Annotated in this window: 19 protein-coding genes; 7 read left to right on the top strand and 12 right to left on the bottom strand. The window is 72.3% G+C overall.

Annotated elements, in window-relative coordinates:
- Window positions 1-36 precede the first annotated feature (36 nt).
- Window positions 37-1065: a glycosyltransferase family 2 protein gene (locus ACLWS4_RS28040; protein ID WP_416875547.1), complete on the top strand. Its 1029-nt coding sequence runs from the start codon at window positions 37-39 to the stop codon at window positions 1063-1065.
- A gap of 48 nt (window positions 1066-1113) precedes the next feature.
- Here the strand turns inward: ACLWS4_RS28040 and ACLWS4_RS28035 are convergent, their stop codons facing one another.
- On the bottom strand, window positions 1114-2589 hold the full coding sequence (locus ACLWS4_RS28035) for a PLP-dependent aminotransferase family protein (RefSeq protein WP_416875546.1): 1476 nt from the start codon (window positions 2587-2589) through the stop codon (window positions 1114-1116).
- A gap of 145 nt (window positions 2590-2734) precedes the next feature.
- On the opposite strand from ACLWS4_RS28035, the gene ACLWS4_RS28030 reads away from it, so the two are divergent.
- The 3 genes from ACLWS4_RS28030 to ACLWS4_RS28020 all read left to right on the top strand — a co-directional run bounded on the left by ACLWS4_RS28030 (window position 2735) and on the right by ACLWS4_RS28020 (window position 5904).
- Window positions 2735-3970 carry a Tm-1-like ATP-binding domain-containing protein gene (locus ACLWS4_RS28030; protein WP_074002547.1) on the top strand — a complete coding sequence of 412 codons (1236 nt, stop codon included), beginning with the start codon at window positions 2735-2737 and terminating at the stop codon, window positions 3968-3970.
- A gap of 54 nt (window positions 3971-4024) precedes the next feature.
- Complete coding sequence (locus tag ACLWS4_RS28025) at window positions 4025-4849, top strand: phosphoenolpyruvate hydrolase family protein (protein ID WP_416875545.1); 825 nt, start codon at window positions 4025-4027, stop codon at window positions 4847-4849.
- Window positions 4850-5088: 239 nt separating this feature from the next.
- Window positions 5089-5904, top strand: a complete 816-nt coding sequence (locus ACLWS4_RS28020) for an aminoglycoside 3'-phosphotransferase (RefSeq protein WP_416875544.1) — start codon at window positions 5089-5091, stop codon at window positions 5902-5904.
- 106 nt (window positions 5905-6010) lie between these two features.
- On the opposite strand, the gene ACLWS4_RS28015 is transcribed toward ACLWS4_RS28020, so the two are convergent.
- From ACLWS4_RS28015 to tgmA, 5 genes are read right to left on the bottom strand one after another with little or no spacing between them, the layout of a single operon-like run.
- On the bottom strand, window positions 6011-6256 hold the full coding sequence (locus tag ACLWS4_RS28015) for a DUF6087 family protein (protein WP_416875543.1): 246 nt from the start codon (window positions 6254-6256) through the stop codon (window positions 6011-6013).
- Window positions 6257-6259: 3 nt separating this feature from the next.
- Window positions 6260-6517, bottom strand: coding sequence for a hypothetical protein (locus ACLWS4_RS28010; protein ID WP_416875542.1), 258 nt, complete (start codon window positions 6515-6517; stop codon window positions 6260-6262).
- Window positions 6518-6549: 32 nt separating this feature from the next.
- Window positions 6550-7683, bottom strand: a complete 1134-nt coding sequence (tgmC, locus tag ACLWS4_RS28005; protein WP_416875541.1) for an ATP-grasp peptide maturase system methyltransferase — start codon at window positions 7681-7683, stop codon at window positions 6550-6552.
- Window positions 7680-8633, bottom strand: coding sequence for an ATP-grasp ribosomal peptide maturase (gene tgmB / locus ACLWS4_RS28000; RefSeq protein WP_416875540.1), 954 nt, complete (start codon window positions 8631-8633; stop codon window positions 7680-7682). The genes tgmC and tgmB overlap by 4 nt, the downstream gene beginning before the upstream one ends.
- Window positions 8634-8644: 11 nt before the next feature.
- Window positions 8645-8908 carry a putative ATP-grasp-modified RiPP gene (gene tgmA, locus ACLWS4_RS27995; RefSeq protein ID WP_234348235.1) on the bottom strand — a complete coding sequence of 88 codons (264 nt, stop codon included), beginning with the start codon at window positions 8906-8908 and terminating at the stop codon, window positions 8645-8647.
- A gap of 175 nt (window positions 8909-9083) precedes the next feature.
- On the opposite strand from tgmA, the gene ACLWS4_RS27990 reads away from it, so the two are divergent.
- Entirely contained in the window at window positions 9084-10154 is a 1071-nt protein-coding gene (locus ACLWS4_RS27990; RefSeq protein WP_416875539.1) for a helix-turn-helix domain-containing protein, read from the top strand.
- A gap of 12 nt (window positions 10155-10166) precedes the next feature.
- The gene (locus ACLWS4_RS27985; RefSeq protein WP_416875538.1) at window positions 10167-10748 is read left to right on the top strand and encodes an HD domain-containing protein; all 582 of its coding nucleotides are present in this window, start codon (window positions 10167-10169) and stop codon (window positions 10746-10748) included.
- 5 nt (window positions 10749-10753) lie between these two features.
- Here the strand turns inward: ACLWS4_RS27985 and ACLWS4_RS27980 are convergent, their stop codons facing one another.
- The 5 genes from ACLWS4_RS27980 to mutA all read right to left on the bottom strand — a co-directional run bounded on the left by ACLWS4_RS27980 (window position 10754) and on the right by mutA (window position 17639).
- Window positions 10754-11233 carry a hypothetical protein gene (locus tag ACLWS4_RS27980; protein WP_416875537.1) on the bottom strand — a complete coding sequence of 160 codons (480 nt, stop codon included), beginning with the start codon at window positions 11231-11233 and terminating at the stop codon, window positions 10754-10756.
- A 3-nt stretch (window positions 11234-11236) separates the two neighbouring features.
- Window positions 11237-12319 carry a hypothetical protein gene (locus tag ACLWS4_RS27975; protein WP_416875536.1) on the bottom strand — a complete coding sequence of 361 codons (1083 nt, stop codon included), beginning with the start codon at window positions 12317-12319 and terminating at the stop codon, window positions 11237-11239.
- A gap of 236 nt (window positions 12320-12555) precedes the next feature.
- Window positions 12556-13542 (bottom strand): methylmalonyl Co-A mutase-associated GTPase MeaB, encoded by a 987-nt coding sequence (gene meaB / locus ACLWS4_RS27970; RefSeq protein ID WP_074002556.1) that lies wholly within the window; start codon window positions 13540-13542, stop codon window positions 12556-12558.
- A 12-nt stretch (window positions 13543-13554) separates the two neighbouring features.
- On the bottom strand, window positions 13555-15774 hold the full coding sequence (gene scpA, locus ACLWS4_RS27965) for a methylmalonyl-CoA mutase (RefSeq protein ID WP_416875535.1): 2220 nt from the start codon (window positions 15772-15774) through the stop codon (window positions 13555-13557).
- Window positions 15771-17639 carry a methylmalonyl-CoA mutase small subunit gene (mutA, locus tag ACLWS4_RS27960; protein WP_416875534.1) on the bottom strand — a complete coding sequence of 623 codons (1869 nt, stop codon included), beginning with the start codon at window positions 17637-17639 and terminating at the stop codon, window positions 15771-15773. The genes scpA and mutA overlap by 4 nt, the downstream gene beginning before the upstream one ends.
- 538 nt (window positions 17640-18177) lie before the next feature.
- On the opposite strand from mutA, the gene ACLWS4_RS27955 reads away from it, so the two are divergent.
- Complete coding sequence (locus ACLWS4_RS27955; RefSeq protein WP_416875533.1) at window positions 18178-19263, top strand: NlpC/P60 family protein; 1086 nt, start codon at window positions 18178-18180, stop codon at window positions 19261-19263.
- A 108-nt stretch (window positions 19264-19371) separates the two neighbouring features.
- Here ACLWS4_RS27955 and ACLWS4_RS27950 read toward each other — a convergent pair whose 3' ends face one another.
- A complete protein-coding gene (locus ACLWS4_RS27950; protein WP_380739659.1) occupies window positions 19372-19887 on the bottom strand; it encodes a MarR family winged helix-turn-helix transcriptional regulator in 516 nt (171 codons plus the stop codon).
- Between the last annotated feature and the right edge of the window lie 7 nt (window positions 19888-19894).

Genomic DNA, 19894 nt, shown 5'->3' with positions numbered 1-19894 from the left:
GCCCGTCCGCTCGTGTCCTGAGCGAAAGGCCGTGCGATGGCCCCGCGTCTCTCCCTCGTCGTCCCGATCTACAACGTCGAGCGCTACCTCGGGGAGTGCCTGGACTCGATCGCGGCCCAGACGTTCGAGGACTTCGAGTGCGTCCTGGTCGACGACGGCTCGACCGACGACGGCCCCGTCATCGCCGAGGAGTACACCGAGCGGGACGGGCGCTTCCGACTGGTCCGGCAGCGGAACCAGGGCCTCGGCGCCGCCCGCAACACCGGCTGGCGCCACCTCACCCCCGGCACCGAGTACCTGGCCTTCGTCGACAGCGACGACGTCGTGCCGCCGCAGGCCTACCAGCTGATGATCAGCACCCTCGACGGGACCGGCTCCGACTTCGCCGCCGGCAACGCCCTGCGGTTGCGCACCTCCGGCCTCAGCCCCTCGCACGCCCACCGCCGCCCGTTCCACGAGACCCGGCTGCGCACCCACATCGGCGAGACCCCCGCCCTCGTCACCGACCGCACCGCCTGGAACAAGGTCTACCGGCGCTCCTTCTTCGACGGCGCCGGCCTGACGTACCCCGAGGGCATCCTGTACGAGGACGCCCCGGTCAGCGTGCCCCACCACTTCCTCGCCGCACGCGTCGACGTGCTCGCCGACCCGGTCTACCACTGGCGGGTGCGCGAGGACGGCGACCTCTCCATCACCCAGAAGAAGACCGACCCGCGCGGTGTCGTCGACCGGGTCCGCTCGATGGAACTCGTCCGCGAATGGCTGCTCGCCCGCCCCGAACCCGCCTTCGCCGAGCACCTGCGCGCCTACGACCGCAACTGCCTGGTCGAGGAGATCCCGATGTTCTTCTGGACCGTCCCGGACGGCGACCGCGCCTACCGCGCCGCCTACCAGCAGCACGTCGCCCGGCTCCTCCGGGCCATCGGCCCCGAGGCCCAGGCCGGCCTCAGCCCCCAGCTCCGCCTCAAGTACCGGCTCACCCAGGCCGACTCCATGCCCGCCTTCGTCGCCGTCCAACGCGCCCACCGCCTCGCCCGCCGCACCCGCCAGGCCCTCCGCCGCTGAGCCGGGGGCGTTGGTCGGCGGGTCGGGCGGTTCCGCGGGTACGGCGGCTCAGCGGACCGGGCCGGCGCGGTCGGCGCTGTGCAGGAGGACGGGCAGGGCGGCGGCCAACCGGTCGTACTGGTCGTGCGGGTCGTGCTGGTCCTGCCGGGCGGCGAACGGCAGCCGCAGGCGGCTGCGGAAGCCGTCGACGGCGGAGAAGGCGGGCCCGGGCACCACCAGCACCCCGGCCCGGCGGGCCAGTTGGGCGGTGGCCTCGGCGTCGGTGCCGGGGAGCTCGACCCACAGCGCGGAGCCGCCGGCCGGCCGCTCCCAACGCCAGTGCGGCGCCTGCGCGGTGAGCAGCCGCTCGGCCGCGGCGAGGCGCTCACGCAGCTGCGCGCGGCGCCGGGCCCGCGCCTCCGGCAGCCCCTGGAGCAGTCGCACCGCGAGCAGCTGCTCCACCACCGGACAGGAGAGGTCGACGGACTTGCGGAGCTCGGCCAGGCGGTGGATGACCGGGCGGGAGGCGCGGATCCAGCCCAGCCGCAGGCCGCCCCAGTAGAGCTTGGAGAGGGTGCCGATGGTCGCGGTCGTGCCGTCCGGCAGCTGTGCGGCGAGCGGGGGCGGCGCGCCGTCCTCGGACAGGGACAGCTCCGCGTACGCGTTGTCCTCGACGGTGTACAGGCCGCGCTCGGCCAGGACGGCGGCCCAGGCCCGTCGGGTCGGCCCGCTCATGGCGCGCCCGGTCGGGTTGTGCACGGCCGGCTGGAGGTACACCAGGCGCGGGCGGATCCGGCCGGTCAGCCGGGCCAGGGCGGCGGGCCCGTCGTCGTGCACGTCGGTGGCGCGGGCCGCGCCGGAGCGGGAGCCGTACGCGGGCAGCGGCACCAGGCGTGCGCCCCGGGCGCGCAGCGCCTCCAGGGCGCCCCGGTAGGTCGGGTCCTCGACGACCACGGTGTCGCCCGGCTCGACCAGCCCCTGGGTGATCAGCCAGAGCGCCTGCTGGGACCCGGCCGTGACCAGGATCTGGTCCGGCGAGGTCGGCAGGCCGGCCGCGCGGTACTGCTCGGCCAGCAGCTCGCGCAGCCGCGGCAGCCCGTACGGGAGGTAGCCGTCACCGGCGAGTGCGGCGGCGAGGTCCCGGCCGGACAGCGAGTCGAGGGCGTCCGCCACGGCGGGCAGGCCCTCCAGCGCCCCGCTGGAGAGGTCGACGACGCCGTCCCGGGTGCCGAAACTGGCGAGCCGCCCCTCGCCGACGGGCTCGCCGACCGCCCCCGAGGCGCGCAGCCGCGAGCCGCTGCCGTGCCGGCTCTCCAACCGCCCCTCCGCCTCCAGCAGCCCGTACGCGGAGGTGACGGTGGAGCGGCTGACCCCGAGGGCCGAGGCCAGCGCCCGCTGCGAGGGCAGCGCGGTGCCGGGGGCCACGTCACCGCGCTCGGCCAGTTCGCGCAGCGCGTCCGCGAGCAGCCGCGGCAGGGCCCCCGGACCGTCGGCGGCCCAGCCGGTGAGCAGGCGCGACAGGCGGGTGGCGGGGATCCGGTCCATGCCGTCCATGATGCCCCGGTGGCCCCGGCCGCCGTCCGGCCCGGTGACCGGGGCCGACGGCAGGCCACTTGCCCGCAAGTGGTCTTTGCCGCCGTCCCGGCCCCGCCGGATGATCGGGGCACCGTCCGTTCAAAGGAGCAGGGACATGGCGACCGTCGTACTGGTCGGGACACTGGACACCAAGGGCGCGGAGTACGCGTGGCTCGCCGAGCGGCTGCGGGAGGACGGCTGCGAGGTGGTCATGGTCGACGCCGGCGTGCTGCCGCCGCCCCCCGGCACGCCCGCCGCCGACCTCGGCCCGGAGGAGGTCGCCCGGGCCGCCGGGCACGACCTGGCGGCGCTGCGCTCCGCGGGCGACCGCGGGGCGGCCGTGACGGCGATGGCTCAGGGCGCAGAGCGGCTGGTCGGCGAGCTGTACCGGTCGGGCCGGCTGCACGCCGTCCTGGCGGTGGCGGGCAGCGGCGGGTCGTCCATCGCGGCCCGCGCGATGCAGGCGCTGCCGGTCGGCGTGCCCAAGCTGCTGGTGTCCACCATGGCGGGCGGGGACGTGGCACCGTACGTGGGCAGCAGCGACGTCACCCTGATGTACAGCGTGGTGGACGTCGCGGGCATCAACTCGGTGTCCTCGCTGATCCTCGGGAACGCGGCGGCGGCCGCCGCGGGCATGGCCGTCCGGCACGAGCGGGTGCTGGCCGCCCCGCGTCCGCACGGCCGCCCGCTGGTCGGCGCCAGCATGTTCGGCGTGACCACGCCCGCGGTCGACGCCGCCCGCGAGCGCCTGGACGAACTCGGCTACGAGGTCCTGGTGTTCCACGCCACCGGGGCCGGCGGCCGGGCGCTGGAGAAGCTGGCCGCGGGCGGCTTCCTGGCCGGCGTCCTGGACCTGACCACCACCGAACTCGCGGACGAACTCGTCGGCGGCGTGCTCAGCGCCGGGCCCGACCGGCTGACCGCGGCCGGACGGGCCGGCATCCCCCAGGTGGTCGCGCCGGGCGCGCTGGACATGGTCAACTTCGGCCCCCGGGAGACCGTTCCGGAGCGCTTCGCCGAGCGCCGGCTGCTGGTCCACAACCCCACCGTGACCCTGATGCGCACCACCGCCGAGGAGATGTCCGCCGTCGGCGCCGACCTCGGGCACAAGCTCAACGCGGCGCGCGGCCCGGTGACGGTGCTCTGGCCGCTCGGCGGGGTGTCCGCCGTGGACGCGCCGGGCGGGCCGTTCCACGACCCGGCCGCCGACCGGGCCGGCCTGGCGGCGCTGCGCTCGGCGCTGGCCGGCGGCCCGGTCGAACTGCGCGAGCTGGACGCCCACCTGAACGACCCGGCCTTCGCCGTCGCGGCCGCGGACCGGTTGCACCAGCTGATCACCGCGCACGCCTGACCCGTTGCCGTTATCCCCCCACCGAACGACACCCACCGAACGAGGAGCCCACCCGTGAACCGCACCGAAGCCCTGGCCCGCCTGACCGCGCAGATCACCGCAGGGAAGCCGGTCATCGGCGCCGGCGCCGGCACCGGCCTGTCCGCCAAGTGCGCGGAGGCCGGCGGCGTCGACCTGCTGATCATCTACAACTCGGGCCGCTACCGGATGGCCGGCCGCGGCTCGCTGGCGGGCCTGATGCCGTACGGCGACGCCAACGCCATCGTGCTGGAGATGGCGGGGGAGGTCCTGCCGGTGGTCCGCGAGGTGCCGGTGCTCGCCGGGGTGTGCGGCACCGACCCGTTCCGGATCATGGGCAACTTCCTGGACCAGCTGAAGGCCGTCGGCTTCACCGGGGTGCAGAACTTCCCCACGGTCGGACTGATCGACGGCACGTTCCGGGCGAACCTGGAGGAGACCGGGATGGGCTTCGGCCTGGAGGTCGACATGATCCGCCAGGCCCACGAGCGCGAACTGCTCACCGCCCCCTACGTGTTCGACCCGGAGCAGGCCGCCGACATGGCCCGGGCCGGCGCCGACGTGCTCGTCCCGCACGTCGGGCTCACCACCAAGGGCTCCATCGGCGCGGCCACCGCGCTCACCCTCGACCAGGCGGCGGCCGCCGTACAGGAGATGCACGACGCCGCGAAGCGGGTCAACCCGGAGATCATCGTGCTCTGCCACGGCGGCCCGATCGCCGAACCCGAGGACGCCCGCTTCGTGCTGGAGCACACCACCGGGATCGCCGGGTTCTTCGGCGCCTCCTCGATGGAACGGCTGCCCACCGAACGCGCCATCACGGAGCAGGCCCGCGCGTTCAAGTCCCTGCCGCTCGGCTGAGACCGACGGGCGGTGGCCGGACGGCGGCGTACCCGGGAACGGGAGCGCCGCCGCCCCGCCCTCCCGGCGGCGGGAGATCCCGGCGGCAGGAAATCCCGGCGCCGGCGCGGTCCGCGTCCCGACCGACGACCGGTCGGTCGAGGACCTCGCCCAGGACGTCCTCCGGGCCGCCGCCTGGTAGCGGCGGAACCCCGCAAAACGGTTGGCAGGGTGCCGCCCGCCCCGGTGAGAATGGGCGGATGATCGCCGCCGCGCCCCAGGGCCCCGTCCAGCCGCCACCCGTCGTCACCGAGCTCGCGGCCGGACGGCCGATCCGGGCCGTCTGGGAGAACGAACTCGGCGGACTGACCTTCCAGCTCGGCCACGGCGACACCCGCCAGTTCGTGAAGTGGACGCCGGCCGGCAGCGGCAGCGGCAGCGGCATCGACCTCGCGGCGGAGGCGGTCCGCCTGCGCTGGGCCGCGAGGTTCGCCGTGGTGCCACCGGTCATCGGCGAGGGCGCCGACGAAACCGGATCCTGGCTCGTCACCCAGGGCCTGCCCGGCCGGTCGGCCGTGGACGACCACTGGAAGCGCGACCCCGCCACCGCCGTCCGCGCCATCGGCGCCGGCCTGCGGGCCCTCCACGACGCACTGCCCGTCGCGGACTGCCCCTTCGACTGGTCCGCCGAAACACGCCTGACGAACGCCCGGGCCAAGGCGGAAGCGGGCCGCACCGACCCGGCCGACTGGCCGGGGGAACTGCGCCACCACGGCACCGTCGAACGCGCCCTGGCCACTCTCGCCGACATCCCCCCGATCGACCACCTCGTCGTCTGCCACGGCGACGCCTGCGCCCCCAACACCCTGATCGGCGACGACGGCACCCACACCGGCCACGTCGACCTCGGCACCCTCGGCCTCGCCGACCGCTGGGCCGACCTCGCCATCGCCACCTGGAGCACCCAGTGGAACTACGGCCCGGGCTGGGAGGAGCCACTGCTCGACGCCTACGGCATCGCCCCCGACCCGGACCGGACCGCCTACTACCGGCTGCTCTGGGAACTGACGGACTGAGCCCGGCATCCGCCAGGAGGCGGCCGCTGCGATTCTCGAACCAACCAGGGCCTGGCGAGTTCCCCTGCCGCATCCGCGTATGAGCGATAGACCGTGCTTCATTCCCCTAGAGCATCTTCCCGTCGCCCCGGATGCCGTGCACGATGCGCTGGGCGGCGGGGTAGTCGTCGGCAACGGTCTCAGGAACCCACTCCGCGCCATCCCATCGAAGGATCAGACGAGGTTCGGACGGGTCGACGTGAGAGGCGGCTTGTCGGCCGTCCAGTCGGACCGCCTTCAAATCGCCGACTGGACGGCGAAGAGCGTCCCGGCAGGCAGCCCACAATTCCAGCGGCTCATTCGAGTCTTCCATCAGTCACTCCAGTGCTGAGGTGCGCTCGTCCAGTTCCGCTACCCCGGGCACGCCGCGGAGGCGGTAGAGGTGGGCCCGCCTGTCGTTGACGGCGTCCTGGCGGAGGTGGACGGTGCCGAGGGCGGTGTCCTCGCCCCGGCCGACCCGGACCTTGTCGTCCGATGTGAGCCGCGCACGCCACAGAACGGCGACGGGGTCGGGCAGACCCGCCGTCGCGAGCGCGTACGCGCTGGAGGCGGCCACGAATCCCCGGCGATCCACCACGGCCCTCCGGCTCAGCTCGATGACGGAATTCACGACCGGGCTGTCGCCCAGCTGATGCTCTGTTCCCGCGGCGTCACCGTGACCTCGAAGCGCTCGAGCGGCGGCGCGCCGTCCGCGTGCCACTGCTGGACATGCCTCTCGACGTCGTCCCACAGCCGGTCCGGGCCTTCCTGGCGTACCGTCCAGCCGTCCGCCGCCCGCGACAACAAGGCCCAGGAGCCGGCCTCGACATCGACCAGGAGGTGTTCGTCCCGGCCCTCGCGGTGCAGCACGATCTTCTGGGCTTGCGGCGCGGCGAGCTGGGCGACGAAGCGGGCCGTCCAGTCTTCCAGGATCTCCGGTCCGTAGATGGCTCCCCGGCAGTCACCGGAATCCACATCGGGCAGCAATCCAAGGGGTGGCGGCTGATGGGGCCGGGCGAACATGAACGAGATCCCGCCCCCGAGGAACCGGCCGACCGCTGTCCCGTCGGCCTGGACAGTGAGCCGGGCCAGCTCCGAGGAGTGCATCCAGCCACCCACAGTTGCCAGGATCACACCGCCGGGTTTGATCTGCTCGATCCACTGTGCCGGGATGGTGCGTACTTCGCACGTCGCGATCAAGCGGTCGTACGGCGCACCTTCGGGGTGGCCCGCGAGCCCGTCGCCGACGACGAGGTTCGGCCAGTAGCCGAGGCCCCCGAGAGCCGCGCCGGCCCGCGCGGAGACGTCCGGATCGACCTCGATGGAGGTCACCTGCTCATCACCGAGGAGGTGCGTCAGTAGGGCGGTGGAATAGCCGGTTCCGGTGCCGATCTCCAGGACCGACATGTCTTCCGACACCTGGAGGTCCTCAAGCATGCGGACCACGAGACCCGGCATGGTGGAGGAGGACGTGGGGGCCTGGAGCAGACGCCCGTCCAACTGGAACGGAAAGATCACACCGCCGAGTTGAGTCACCAGGCTGTCGTCCTCGTACACGCGCCGGATCAGTTCCGGCTCGTCGGCGAGCGAAGCGGCTCGATACCAGCCGCCACCGTCATGCTCGAACCACCCGCCCGCGAGGAACGCTTCACGTGGGACGGACAGCATCGCCGCCTCCCATTCGGGGCTGCGGATCACTTCCTCATCCTTGAGCTGGGCGACGAGCTTCGCCCGCAGGACTTCGGACGGCATGGCGATCATGCGCTCTCTCCATTTTCCAGAAGGTCGGCAATCGCGGTCGTGATCGGCAGCTGGGCCGCGTGCTCAAGCCATGCCCACTGGCCGTTGGGGTTGCATTCCAGGAACCACCACTCGCCATCGGCGGTCACCGCGAAGTCGAACGCGCCGAACTTCAGGCCGAATTCGCTGAGGAAGAGCAACAGAGCCGAACGGACCGAGTCCGGGCACCCGATCGCCTCATAGGTGAGGTAACGGTATGCGCTGCGCCAGTCCACCACGCCCTCCGGGGCCCTGATCAGCGAGCAGAACACCTGATCGCCCACCACTACCGCCCTGACGTCGAAGACCTTGGGCACCTGTTCCTGGAAGAGGTGGGTGCAGCCGGTCACCCGATTGTCGATGTCCACAGGGTCGACCACTGCCGCCCAGATGCCCGCAGGTTCACCGCCGACATGGTACGGGGCGGCATGGAGGGGCTTGTAGATCGTAGGCCGACCGGACGTGAACGACCTTGCCACGGCAGGATCGTTGGTGATCAAGGTTTCAGGTACAGGGAGACCGAACCGTGCTGCGACGCTGAGTTGTTCGGGTTTGTACTCGGCTCGGGCGATGGCCTGTGGATGACTCAGGTAGAGGCAGTCGGGCAGTGCCGCGAGCACACCGCCCAGGCCTCGACGCGTCTCGTGCGCCGAGAAGCGGTCGGCCTGGTCTTCGGTGGCGGGAAGATGAGGGCTCGGCCGGCGGTGGTAGAGCGCGCGCACCTTGCCGAGTTCGGCCGCTCGGTCGCCGACGCGGAGCGCCCCCGTCAGCCCGTCGGCGCCGAATCGAGCCGCGAGGGTGACGATTCCGGGGAGATCCTTTCCGGGGTCGAGTCGCAGAACGGGCACCCGGCGCCGGTTCAGCTCCGCGATGACGAGATCGGCCGTCGGGTCCTCGTGCTCGGTGGAAACGAGCACCGGGTGTCCGTTCATGGTCCTCCCTCTCAGTCCTGCGAAGCGTCGTGGCCGGAGTCGCCGTCCACCTTGCCGTCCTTGCCTTGCTGGGTCGGCGGGTAGGTGTTCACGGACGTGCCGTGCTTGCCGAGTTCGGCAGGGGTCATGCTCCCGTCCTCACCGAACCATCGACCGGTCTGGGTCTCCGGGTCCAGGCCCGCGTACTGCCACCGTGACGGCTCGCCGTTGCGCAGGGGCATCATGCGTTCGAAGCCCCAAGGGACGATGGGGTGGAGATTGGTGACGATGCTCAACTTTCCTCCTGTGTATTGTTGTTGGGGAGGATCTGTCGCTCTGGCATGCAAGACGCTACAGAGCAGTGACCAGGCCGTGAAGTGACCGCCGGTACGGGTATGCCGGCGCGAATTCCCGAAGTTGAGGGCTTTCATGAGGTCGACCCCAAGAGAATCCCTGACTGTTGGTCAGGGAATGCCTCCGCGCTCGCGCGTGGTCAGCATTGCCGGGTACGTCTTCCGAGTGATGCGAGAGCAGCTCGGTCTCACGCAGCAGGAGTTCGCGGCGAGACTGACGGTCTCATTGGACACGATCGCGGGGTGGGAGAGCGGGCGACGTCCGCTCACGGCCGTGCCTGTCGGACAGGTGCTCATGCTTGGCCGTTGGCTCCTGCGTCTGGGCACAGCACCCGCGCTCGTCCAGACATGGGAGCGGGCGTTGGAGGCCGACGTTCTCCTGGCCGGCGTGCTCGCGGAGGAGAAGCACGTCCGGGAGAGTCTGATCGGATCAGTGGTGATGCGGAGAGACCTTGTCGAGATCCTGGCATGGCCTCTCAGCGGGGTGGCGCCGAAGGCCATTCACCTGCTTCCGAGCCCGCCACGTCCACGAAGGGGGCCGGTACCGGTAGGCCCGGAACTCTCCGCCGTCGACCGTGCGTGCTTCTTCGCGAACATCCGGCGTACCGCTGCCGAAGCGCGGGGAGCGGACCAGTTTCTCGTCCGCAGGCAAGCGCTCTACCTTGCGGGGTACGACGATCGAACGGACACGCGGGAGTGGGTCGCTCAGCAACAGCGAAACGAACAACCTGGGGACTGGCTGACCCGTTGGCTCAACTTCCGCTCCGTCGCCATGGTGTCCGCCCGCCACGGGGACCGGGGCCGCATCAACCACTTCATCGACACGGCCCTTGCCGATGAGGCCGGCACGATCGCGAACCTCAACTACTGGGCGTACTGGATCGGCGAAGTCGCGTACCTCGAACTCTCCGACGACTTCATCGGTGCGTCGAAGCCGGGCCCGTGGTCAGGTGACAAGCTGCTGGTACACCTTGCCGAGGGCCTCGTACCTCAGCATGGATACGTGGAGCTCAACGTTCACACCTTGTGGTCCCTGCTCCAGGTGCGACCGAACCTGTTGCGCTTCGGAACCCTGGCCAACGCCCTCCGCGAGCGGCTGCCCATGATGTTGGATAGCCGGGAGGTCTCGCGACGCGGGCGCCGCGAACTCGACAACATCCGCTATGCGATCCGCCTTGCTGAGGCGTGAGAGGAGTCGGCAGTGACGGACGACCTGGGCTCGGTGGCGAGGTTCCTGTTCGAAGCCGGGACGCTCAAGCAGACCAAGCGCACGGGCTGGTGGATGGCCGGTGTCCGTGACCCCGAGTCGGTCGCCGAGCACTCCTGGCGGACCGCGTTGATCGCCTCGGTCATCGCCAGGCTCGAAGGCGCCGATCCGGCGCAGGCCGCGTTCCTGGCGGTCTGGCACGACTCCCAGGAATCGCGCACCGGGGACGTCAACCACCTGGGCAAGAAGTACGCGCCGAGTGCGGATCCGGTGGCGGTGACGGCCGACCAAGTCGGGGGAATGCCGGACGTCCTGGCCTCGACCATTCGGGACCTCGTCGCGGAGTACGAGGCGAAGGAGTCGTTGGAGGCGGTCTGCGCCCGGGACGCGGACAAGCTGGAATGCCTGATCCAGGGCGTCGAGTACAAGGCGCAGGGCTACGCGAACGCGCAGCGGTGGATCGACAACAGCCGCGGCCGGCTCACCACGAAGACCGCGAACGACCTCGCCGATGCCGTCCTGGCGACCGACTCCCTCGACTGGCTGCGGGCCGCTCTCGGCGAGAGGCCGATGTGACGCGGTCAGCGGCGGGCTCCCTCCGGCCAGACGATCTCGACCGGCACGCCCTGTCGTCGAGCGAGGGCGACGACGTCCGCCGTCCCGCCCTGGCCGCGAGCCGGCAGGCCGTCCCAGACGGCGAGGAGCCTGTCGACGTGGTGTACGAGGAGTTCGCCTCCGGCCAGGTGTGCGGGTTCGTCGGATTCGACGTGGCCGGTGCGGTGTACGGCGGCGGCGCTGTCGAACAGCCGGTCGTAGACGGGGTGGTGCCACTCCGGCAGCCCGTCCCGGTACTGGTCGGCCGGGACGACGACCTCCAGCTGCCCGCCCCGCTTGAGCGCGATCTCTGCCAGCCACGAATCCGGCCCGTCCGCGATGCAGGAAACGACGGCGAGGCCTGAGGGTGTCCGGCTCGGTAGGGCGTCTTCGAGCAGTTGCCGGACCTGCACCTCCAACTCGGCCGTCAGTCCTCTATGTCCCGTGATCCCGATGCGGAGGCTCATGGCTCACGCGGCCTTCTGCTGTGCGACCTCGCGGGTGCGCTCCCGGAGTCGGCGCACGGTGCCGTTGGCGGCGTGGGCCGGGAGGGCGGTGTTCAGGGCGCGGAAGTGCTCGTCGCCGCGGACGGAGCTGAGCGTGACATAGTCGTCCAGGAAGGTGTCCCAGGTGGCGCAGGCGGCTTCGACGTGGCCGAGTTCCATCTGCCGCCGGGCGAGCAGGCCGTTGCCGTGTACGCGGCCCTGCTTCTCGTTGGCCGGGCGGGCCCGGTTGGAGAGCTGGAGCTCCTTGACCGCCCCCGGGAGGTCGCCGAGTTCGTACAGCACGTGCGAGACGTGGAAGTGGTACGCGCTCTGGTCGTAGCCGCCGATGGAGTCGTTGCGGCCGTCGGCCTGGGCCAGCGCCGTCTCGGTCTCGGCGAGGCGTGCGAAGGCCTGGCGCCGGTCCTTCACCATGGCGGCGCCGTGCGCCTGTTGGCCGGTGAGGAAGGCCTGCAGGCGGGGGCCGGAGGCCGGAGCGGCCTCGGCGGCCGAGTCGGCGAGTTCGAGGGCTTTTGGACCGTAGCCGAGGTTGGACGCCTGGAGTGCCATGCCACGCAGGGTGCGGCAGTACGTCACGTGGTCCTGGGCCTCCCGCGCGAGCTTGAGGGCCTGGACGTAGTACTTCTGGCCGAGGCCGTGGGCGGTCTCGTACATCGCCATCCAGCCGGTGAGGTAGGTGAGATCGGCGGCGGCCGACAGCAGGTCGGCCTTCACCTGGGTCGTGCCGGACGCCTGGAGCCAGGGCCCGACCGAGTTGACCAGGAACGCCGCAGCCATCGGGCGGGCATGGGCGGCACCGAGCTCGTCGAGGATGCCGGCGATCCGGTCGGTCACCGTCCGTACGGTCTGGACCTCGCCGTCGCCGACACGCACGGTTCGGCCCGCGGCGGCACGGGTGATCCGCTCGGGGCTCTCGTCGAACTCCGGCAGTGTCAGGGTCAGTGAGTAGAGACCGGCGGTCAGGACGCCACGGCGTGAGGGGTCCATGTCGGACCTGCCGATCGACCGTGCGGCGAGCTCGGGGTTGGGTGTGCGCGGTCGAGGGGTCATCGCGGTCCCGTCCTCTGTGCGACCGGTTCAACGGCTGCATCAGCATCTCCGGTTCTCCACGTCGGTGTACCCGCATTGACTCGTTGTCAGCCGTTCGGGCGACGGAAGAGGGCCGGAACGGGCCTGGCATGGCGTGGAGTTGTCGAGCTGCGACCGGATGGGATTCCCAGGAGAACCCGAGAAGCGCCGTGCCCCACGCGGGGGTGGGGCACGGCGCTCGGTCTGCGAGACCTGGGTCAGGCGAAGAAGGCGTCCAGGATCTGCTGGGCCGCCAGCCCTGCCGGGAGGGTGCCGGCGCGGACCTGGGCTTCCAACTCGGGGGTCAGGCGCCGTACTTCGGGGTTCTCGTGGAGGCGGGCGTAGAGCTGGTCGTGGACCATGGACCAGGTCCATTCGACCTGCTGGTCGCGGCGCTTCGCCGCCAGCGCGCCCGTGGCGTCCAGCACCTTGCGGTGCTGCTGCAGCCGCTCCCACAGGACGTCCAGGCCCGCGCCGTCGAGGCCGCTGCAGGTGAGCACCGGCGGCGTCCAGGCAGCGTCCGGGGCCTGCAACAGCCGTAGCGCGCCAGCGAGTTCGCGCGCCGCCGCCTTGGCGTCGCGTTCGTGCGGGCCGTCGGCCTTGTTGACGGCGATGACGTCCGCCAGCTCCAGGACGCCCTTCTTGATGCCCTGGAGCTGGTCGCCGGTCCGCGCCAGGCTGAGCAGCAGGAAGGTGTCGACCATCCCGGCCACCGTCGTCTCGGACTGGCCGACGCCGACCGTTTCGATGAGGACGACGTCGTACCCCGCCGCCTCCATCACCACCATGGACTCACGGGTGGCCTTGGCGACTCCGCCGAGCGTCCCCGAGGTCGGGGACGGCCGGACGAAGGCGGCAGGGTCGACGGCGAGGCGCTCCATCCGGGTCTTGTCGCCCAGGATGGAGCCGCCCGTCCGGCTGGAGGTCGGGTCGACGGCGAGCACCGCGACCCGGTGGCCCTGGCCGGTCAGCATCGTCCCGAAGGCGTCGATGAAGGTCGACTTGCCGACACCGGGCACGCCCGTGATGCCCACCCGGACCGCGCCACCGGCATGCGGCAGCAGCCGTTGGAGCAGCTGCTGCGCGAGTGCGCGGTGGTCGGGCCGGGAGGACTCGACGAGGGTGACGGCGCGCGCGATCCAGGCGCGCGAGCCGTCGAGTACGCCCGTCACATAGCTGTCGAGGTCGATCGTCCGCGGAGGCATGCGTTCAGGCAATCACAGCTCGTGGCCGAGTTCGGCCGCCAGGGACTTGAGCAGGTCGTACGCCGCGTCCGGGATGACCGTCCCCGGGGGGAAGACCGCCGCGGCGCCAGCCTCGTACAGGGCGTCGAAGTCCTGCGGCGGGATGACTCCGCCGACCACGATGGTGATGTCCTCCCGTCCCGCCGCGGCGAGTTCGGCGCGCAGCGCGGGCACCAGCGTGAGGTGTCCGGCGGCGAGCGAGGACACGCCGACGATGTGCACGTCGGCCTCGACGGCCTGGCGGGCGACCTCGGCCGGGGTCTGGAACAGCGGGCCGACGTCCACCGTGAAGCCGAGGTCGGCGAAGGCGGTGGCGATCACCTTCTGGCCGCGGTCGTGGCCGTCCTGGCCCATCTTGGCGACCAGGATGCGCGGACGGCGGCCCTCGGCCTGCTCGAACCGCTCGACCAGGTCGCGGGTGCGCTGGAGGGAGGCCGACGGGCCCGCTTCGTCTCGGTACACACCGGAGATGGTACGGATCTGGCCGGAGTGGCGGCCGTAGACCTTCTCCAGGGCGTCGGAGATCTCGCCGACGGTGGCCTTGGCCCGGGCCGCGTTGACGGCCAGGTGCAGCAGGTTGCCGTCCAGTGAGCCGCCGCGCTGCGGGCCGGCCTCGGCGGCGGCCGTCAGCGCGCGCAGCGCGTCCTGGCACGCGGCCTCGTCGCGTTCGGCGCGCAGTCGGCGCAGCTTCTCGACCTGCCGTGCCCGCACCGAGGAGTTGTCGACCTTGAGCACGTCGATCTGCTCGTCGTTCTCCACCCGGTACTTGTTGACGCCGATCACCGGCTGGCGGCCGGAGTCGATCCGCGCCTGGGTGCGGGCGGCGGCCTCCTCGACGCGCAGCTTGGGGATGCCCGCGTCGATGGCCTTGGCCATGCCGCCGGCGGCTTCGACCTCCTGGATGTGCTCCCAGGCCCTCGACGCGAGGTCGTGGGTCAGCTTCTCGACGTAGGCGGAGCCGCCCCACGGGTCGATCACCCGGCAGGTGCCCGACTCCTGCTGGAGCAGCAGCTGGGTGTTGCGGGCGATCCGGGCGGAGAAGTCGGTGGGCAGGGCGAGGGCCTCGTCCAGGGCGTTGGTGTGCAGCGACTGGGTGTGGCCCTGGGTCGCGGCCATCGCCTCCACGCAGGTGCGGGTGACGTTGTTGAACACGTCCTGGGCGGTGAGCGACCAGCCCGAGGTCTGCGAATGGGTGCGCAGCGACAGGGACTTGGGGTTCTTGGGGTCGAACTGCTTGACCAGCTTGGCCCAGAGCAGCCGGGCCGCGCGCAGCTTGGCGACCTCCATGAAGAAGTTCATGCCGATCGCCCAGAAGAACGACAGCCGCGGCGCGAAGGCGTCCACGTCCAGGCCCACGTCCAGGCCCGCGCGCAGGTACTCCACCCCGTCGGCCAGGGTGTAGGCCAGCTCCAGGTCGGCCGTCGCACCGGCCTCCTGGATGTGGTAGCCGGAGATGGAGATCGAGTTGTACCGGGGCATTTTCTGCGAGGTGTACGCGAAGATGTCCGAGATGATCCGCATCGACGGCTGCGGCGGGTAGATGTAGGTGTTGCGGACCATGAACTCCTTGAGGATGTCGTTCTGGATGGTCCCGGCGAGCTTCTCCGGTGGTACGCCCTGCTCCTCGGCCGCGACGATGTACAGCGCGAGGACGGGCAGCACGGCGCCGTTCATGGTCATCGACACGGACATCTTGTCCAGCGGGATGCCGTCGAAGAGTTGGCGCATGTCGTAGATCGAGTCGATCGCCACACCAGCCATGCCGACGTCGCCGGTGACCCGCGGGTGGTCGCTGTCGTAGCCGCGGTGGGTCGGCAGGTCGAAGGCGACGGACAGGCCCTTCTGGCCGGCCGCGAGGTTGCGGCGGTAGAAGGCGTTGGACTCCTCGGCGGTGGAGAAGCCCGCGTACTGGCGGACGGTCCAGGGCTGGTTGACGTACATGGTCGGGTACGGCCCGCGCAGGTACGGGGCGATGCCCGGGTAGGTCTCCAGGAAGTCCAGCCCGGCGAGGTCGGCCCCGGTGTACAGCGGCTTGACGCCGATGCCCTCGGGGGTGTCCCAGAGCAGCTCGTCGACGTCCTTGCCGGTGGACTGGCGCCAGGCGGCCCGCCACTGCTCGTCGGTGACGCCAGGGCCGCCCGTGAGGCTGCCGCCGGCGCCGTCCAGCCCGATTCCGGTGAAGTCGGGGATCATCGAGCGGCTCCGATCTGGTCCAGCAGGGAGGTCAGGACGGCGACCGCGTCGCCCCCCGCGAAGATGAACTCGTCCACGCCGTCGGGTACTTCGGCGGGTCGCCCGGCGAGCAGCACCCGTTCGGCGCCGGCCGCCTTCAGGGCGCCGGCGACCGGGGCGGCGTGCTCGGCGTACAGCGCGTCGCTGGAGCAGAGGCAGGCGACGGTCGCGCCGGAGGCCCGGAAGGCCTCGGCGAAGGCCGCCGGGTCGACGGACTCGGCCGAGACCGTCGCGATGCCGCCCGCCTGGAACAGGTTGGCGGCGAAGGTGGTGCGCGCGGTGTGCGCGGAGGCGGTGCCGATCGAGGCGAGGAAGAGGTTCGGGCGGGCGCCGTGCGCGGCGGCGTGGGCGTCCGAGCGGTCCCGCAGCGCCTCGTAGGCCTCGGCGCGGCGCACCCGCGGCAGCCCGCCGCCGGGCGCGGCCGGGGCCGGTTCGCGGACCAGCGGCTGCTCGTCCAGGTGCGGGAACTCGCTGACGCCGGTGACGGGTTCGCGCCGCTTGGCGAGCCGTACCGAGCGCTCGGCCCAGGTCGCGGCGATCCGCTCGCCGACGAGGCCGGACTCCAGGGCGGCCTGCTGTCCGCCGGCCCGCTCGATCTCCTGGAACCAGGCCCAGGCTGCCCGGGCCAGCTCCTCGCTCAGCTGCTCGACGTACCAGGAGCCGCCGGCCGGGTCGATCACCCGGGCCAGGTGGGACTCCTCCAGCAGGATCGCCTGGGTGTTGCGGGCGATCCGGCGGGCGAAGGCGTCCGGCAGGCCGAGTGCGCTGTCGAAGGGCAGCACGGTGACGGCGTCCGCGCCGCCGACCCCGGCGGCCAGGCAGGCGATCGTGGTGCGCAGCATGTTCACCCACGGGTCGCGGGCGGTCATCATCACCCGGGAGGTGACGGCGTGCTGGCGCTGTGCCGAGGCGGCCGCACCGGCCCCCGAGGCCTCGGCGACCCGGGCCCAGAGGCGGCGCGCGGCACGGAACTTGGCGATGGTGAGGAACTGGTCGCCGTCGGCGGCGTAGCGGAACTCCAGCTGGCCGAGCGCGTCGTCGACCGGGAGGCCGGCGGCGGTCAGCGCGCGCAGGTAGGCGACGCCGGTGGCCAGCGAGCAGCCCAGTTCCTGGGCGGGGGAGGCGCCCGCCTCGTGGTACGGCAGGGCGTCCACCGTGAGCGCCCGCACACCCGGGTACCCGGCGGCGCAGCGGGCGGCCAGCGCGGTGGCCTCGGCGAGCAGCGCCCCGGTGCGGTCGGTCCGGCCGGTGCGGGCCTGGAGGCCGAGCGGGTCGGCGCCGAGGTTGCCGGCGGCGGCGCCGGGGGAGACCTCGCGCTCCTCGTACAGGTTGAACAACTGCTCGGCGGCGTCGGTGAATTCGGCGCCGGCGTCGAGCGCCACGGCGGCCAGGTCCAGGTACACGCCGGTGAGCGCCTCGGGCAGGGCGTCCACCGGGAGGCCCGCGCCGCCCAGCTCCAGCCAGAGCGAGCTCACGCCGTGCTCCAGGTCGGCCAGGACGGCCTCGTTGGCGCGCCGGCGGTCCGGGTCGGCGTGCCGCTGGCGGACGTCCCAGCCGGCCACGGCGGAGCCCTGCGGCCGGCCGCCGCGCACGAACGGCGGGAAGCCCGGGTAGCCCGGGTCGGCGTCGGTGTCCTCGGCGGTGTACAGGGGGCGTGCGCTCAGCCCGTCCTGGAGCCGGGTGGTGAGCGCCTGCTCGGCGGCGGGACCGTCCTCGGGCTGGGCACCGGACTTGCGCAGCACGCCCTGGACGAGCTGCTGCCACTGCTCTCGGTGCGCGGCCGGGAACTCGGCAGCGAGGGGGAGCCCTTCGGGCGGGACCTTCATGTGCGCAGGTTAGCGCCCGTGCGCGGGGCTGCAGGAGAGGAATCTCATGTGACCTTTCCCTCGGTTCGGCCGCTCGCGAGCACTCTCCGGGGCGGGGGGTGCCATGGCGTGCGGGGACGGCTGGCACCCGCGGCCGATAGGGGTGTCGGCAGGGGGTCGGAGGTCAGGGGGTCGGAGGCGCCGGGTGGGGTCGTCCGGGGTGTCGGCGGAGGCGGGCGGCGCGGTCGTCCGGGTCGTCGTCAGCGGTCCGACCGGCGGTCGTCGGGTGGTGGGAGGTGTCCGCGGTGTCCGGAGGTGTCCGAGGTCAACGCCGATGGCACGGAACGCGATCGATGTCCTGTCATGCTGTCAAAACGTCATGATCAGGGGGATTGCGGAACCCGGCCCCTCATCTATTAAGTTACTTCGAAGAAGGTGGGCGGGGCAGCACCCCCCCGTTGCTCGTCCTGCCCGCCTTCGTCGTCCCCAGGCACCGGCCGAGCCGTCCCCCCGCTCCGCCCGGACCGTCCCGAGATTCCCCCGAAGGAGAGCGACCGCCATGGGAAAGCGCCGCAAGCCCAGCCCCCCGAGCCGGGCCCGCATGGCGGTCCTCACCACGGCCATGGCGGCCGGCGGCGCGGTCCTGGCCTCCGGTACCGCCCACGCCGAGCCGACCCCGAACCTCGCCACCGTCAAGGAGCAGGTCGACAAGCTCAACGAGGACGCCGAGCAGGCGATCGAGAAGTACAACGGCTTCCAGGCGAAGCAGCAGAAGCTCCAGGGCGAGGCCAACCAGATCCAGGAGAAGGTCGTCCGGGGCCAGGAGGCGATGAACGAGCTGCGGACCCGGCTCGGCGCGGTCGCCGCCGACCAGTACCGCACCAACGGCATCGACCCGTCGGTCCAGCTGATGCTCGACTCCGACCCGGCCGCCTACCTGGAGCGCGCCTCGGTGCAGAACCAGGTCTCCGACTCCCAGGCGAGTCTGCTCAAGCAGGCCCAGGACGAGCAGCGCAAGCTCGACCAGGACCGCGCCGAGGCCACCGCCACCCTGGCCGCGCTCGACTCGGTGGGCACGCAGCTGGCGGAGCAGAAGAAGGACATCCAGACCAAGCTGGCCCAGGCCCAGGGGATGCTGAACAAGCTCAGCGCCGAGGACCGCGCCAAGATCAACGCCCAGCAGAACGCGGAGAAGGCCAAGGCCGAGGCCCAGCAGGCCGCCGCCGCCGCGGCCAAGGACCGCGCCTCCCGCTCCAGCGACCGCCCGGACATGAACGCCCCGGTGCCGTCGGCCAGCGGCCGGGCCGGCGCCATCATCGCGTTCGCCCAGGCCCAGCTCGGCAAGCCCTACGGCTGGGGCAAGACCGGCCCCGCGACCTTCGACTGCTCCGGCCTCACCAGCCAGGCCTACCGCGCGGCGGGCGTCACCATCTCCCGGACGTCCGAGGAGCAGTGGAAGGACGGCCCGCACGTCGACCGTGCCAACCTCCAGCCCGGTGACCTGGTGTTCTTCTACGACGACCTGCACCACGTCGGCCTGTACATCGGCGACGGCAAGATGATCCACGCCCCGTACACGGGCAAGAACATCGAGGTCCTGCCGATCTCCGTGATGCCCTACAAGGGCGCCGTCCGCCCGGCCTGACCGCGTCCGATCGCGCGCCGCGACGGCCCGCTCCCGCTTCGGCGGGGGCGGGCCGTCGTCGTCCGTGCGGGTCGTCGTCGTGTGCCCGGGGCGGCCGGGGCGGGCCGGTCAGAGCGCGGCGAGCCGCCGCAGCACGTGCGCCGGGTCGGTGAGGCCGCAGGCCCGGCGCACGGCGGCGTCGTGGGCGGCGGCGAGGGCGTCCAGCCGGGTCAGCCGGGTGCGGCCCTGGCGGGAGAGGTGGGCGGTGATCCGACGGCGGTCCTGGTCGTCCTGGCGCCGGTAGACCCAGCCGGAGTCGGCCAGCGAGTCCACCAGCCGGCTCAGGCTCGCCTGCGGGATCAGCAGGGCCTGGGCCAGCTCGCCCATCGCGTGTCCCCGGTCGTCCGCGAGGACGCGCAGCAGCCGCCACTGGTCGACGGTGCAGTCCTCCTCGGCGAGGGCGGCGGCGAGGCCGCCGGAGAGCCTGCGGTGGGCCAGCGTGACCAGCTCGACCAGCAGCGGCTCCGGGGCGGCCGGGGGGCGCGCCGCGGCGCCGACGGTCTGCTCGGCGGCCGGGGCGGCGGTCCGGGCGGCGGGATCGCCGGGACGGCCGTCGACCCCCGGTGCGGCACCAGCTGCGGTCATCGGACCC

Origin of the sequence: Kitasatospora sp. SC0581 (genome assembly GCF_048159585.1) — a bacterium.
In the GTDB taxonomy this organism is placed as follows: Bacteria; Actinomycetota; Actinomycetes; order Streptomycetales; family Streptomycetaceae; genus Kitasatospora.
The sequence above is the reverse complement of the archived record's forward strand: the minus strand, read 5'-3'. Positions and strand labels throughout refer to the sequence as shown.

What these genes read in the sequence shown, in the direction of transcription:
- ACLWS4_RS28040 (WP_416875547.1), top strand. Translation starts at nt 37, where the DNA reads ATGGCCCCGCGTCTCTCCCTCGTCGTCCCGATCTACAACGTCGAGCGC.
- ACLWS4_RS28035 (WP_416875546.1), bottom strand. Translation starts at nt 2,589, where the DNA reads ATGGACCGGATCCCCGCCACCCGCCTGTCGCGCCTGCTCACCGGCTGG.
- ACLWS4_RS28030 (WP_074002547.1), top strand. Translation starts at nt 2,735, where the DNA reads ATGGCGACCGTCGTACTGGTCGGGACACTGGACACCAAGGGCGCGGAG.
- ACLWS4_RS28020 (WP_416875544.1), top strand. Translation starts at nt 5,089, where the DNA reads ATGATCGCCGCCGCGCCCCAGGGCCCCGTCCAGCCGCCACCCGTCGTC.
- ACLWS4_RS28015 (WP_416875543.1), bottom strand. Translation starts at nt 6,256, where the DNA reads ATGGAAGACTCGAATGAGCCGCTGGAATTGTGGGCTGCCTGCCGGGAC.
- tgmC (WP_416875541.1), bottom strand. Translation starts at nt 7,683, where the DNA reads ATGATCGCCATGCCGTCCGAAGTCCTGCGGGCGAAGCTCGTCGCCCAG.
- tgmB (WP_416875540.1), bottom strand. Translation starts at nt 8,633, where the DNA reads ATGAACGGACACCCGGTGCTCGTTTCCACCGAGCACGAGGACCCGACG.
- ACLWS4_RS27990 (WP_416875539.1), top strand. Translation starts at nt 9,084, where the DNA reads ATGCCTCCGCGCTCGCGCGTGGTCAGCATTGCCGGGTACGTCTTCCGA.
- ACLWS4_RS27980 (WP_416875537.1), bottom strand. Translation starts at nt 11,233, where the DNA reads ATGAGCCTCCGCATCGGGATCACGGGACATAGAGGACTGACGGCCGAG.
- ACLWS4_RS27975 (WP_416875536.1), bottom strand. Translation starts at nt 12,319, where the DNA reads ATGACCCCTCGACCGCGCACACCCAACCCCGAGCTCGCCGCACGGTCG.
- meaB (WP_074002556.1), bottom strand. Translation starts at nt 13,542, where the DNA reads ATGCCTCCGCGGACGATCGACCTCGACAGCTATGTGACGGGCGTACTC.
- scpA (WP_416875535.1), bottom strand. Translation starts at nt 15,774, where the DNA reads ATGATCCCCGACTTCACCGGAATCGGGCTGGACGGCGCCGGCGGCAGC.
- mutA (WP_416875534.1), bottom strand. Translation starts at nt 17,639, where the DNA reads ATGAAGGTCCCGCCCGAAGGGCTCCCCCTCGCTGCCGAGTTCCCGGCC.
- ACLWS4_RS27955 (WP_416875533.1), top strand. Translation starts at nt 18,178, where the DNA reads ATGGGAAAGCGCCGCAAGCCCAGCCCCCCGAGCCGGGCCCGCATGGCG.
- ACLWS4_RS27950 (WP_380739659.1), bottom strand. Translation starts at nt 19,887, where the DNA reads ATGACCGCAGCTGGTGCCGCACCGGGGGTCGACGGCCGTCCCGGCGAT.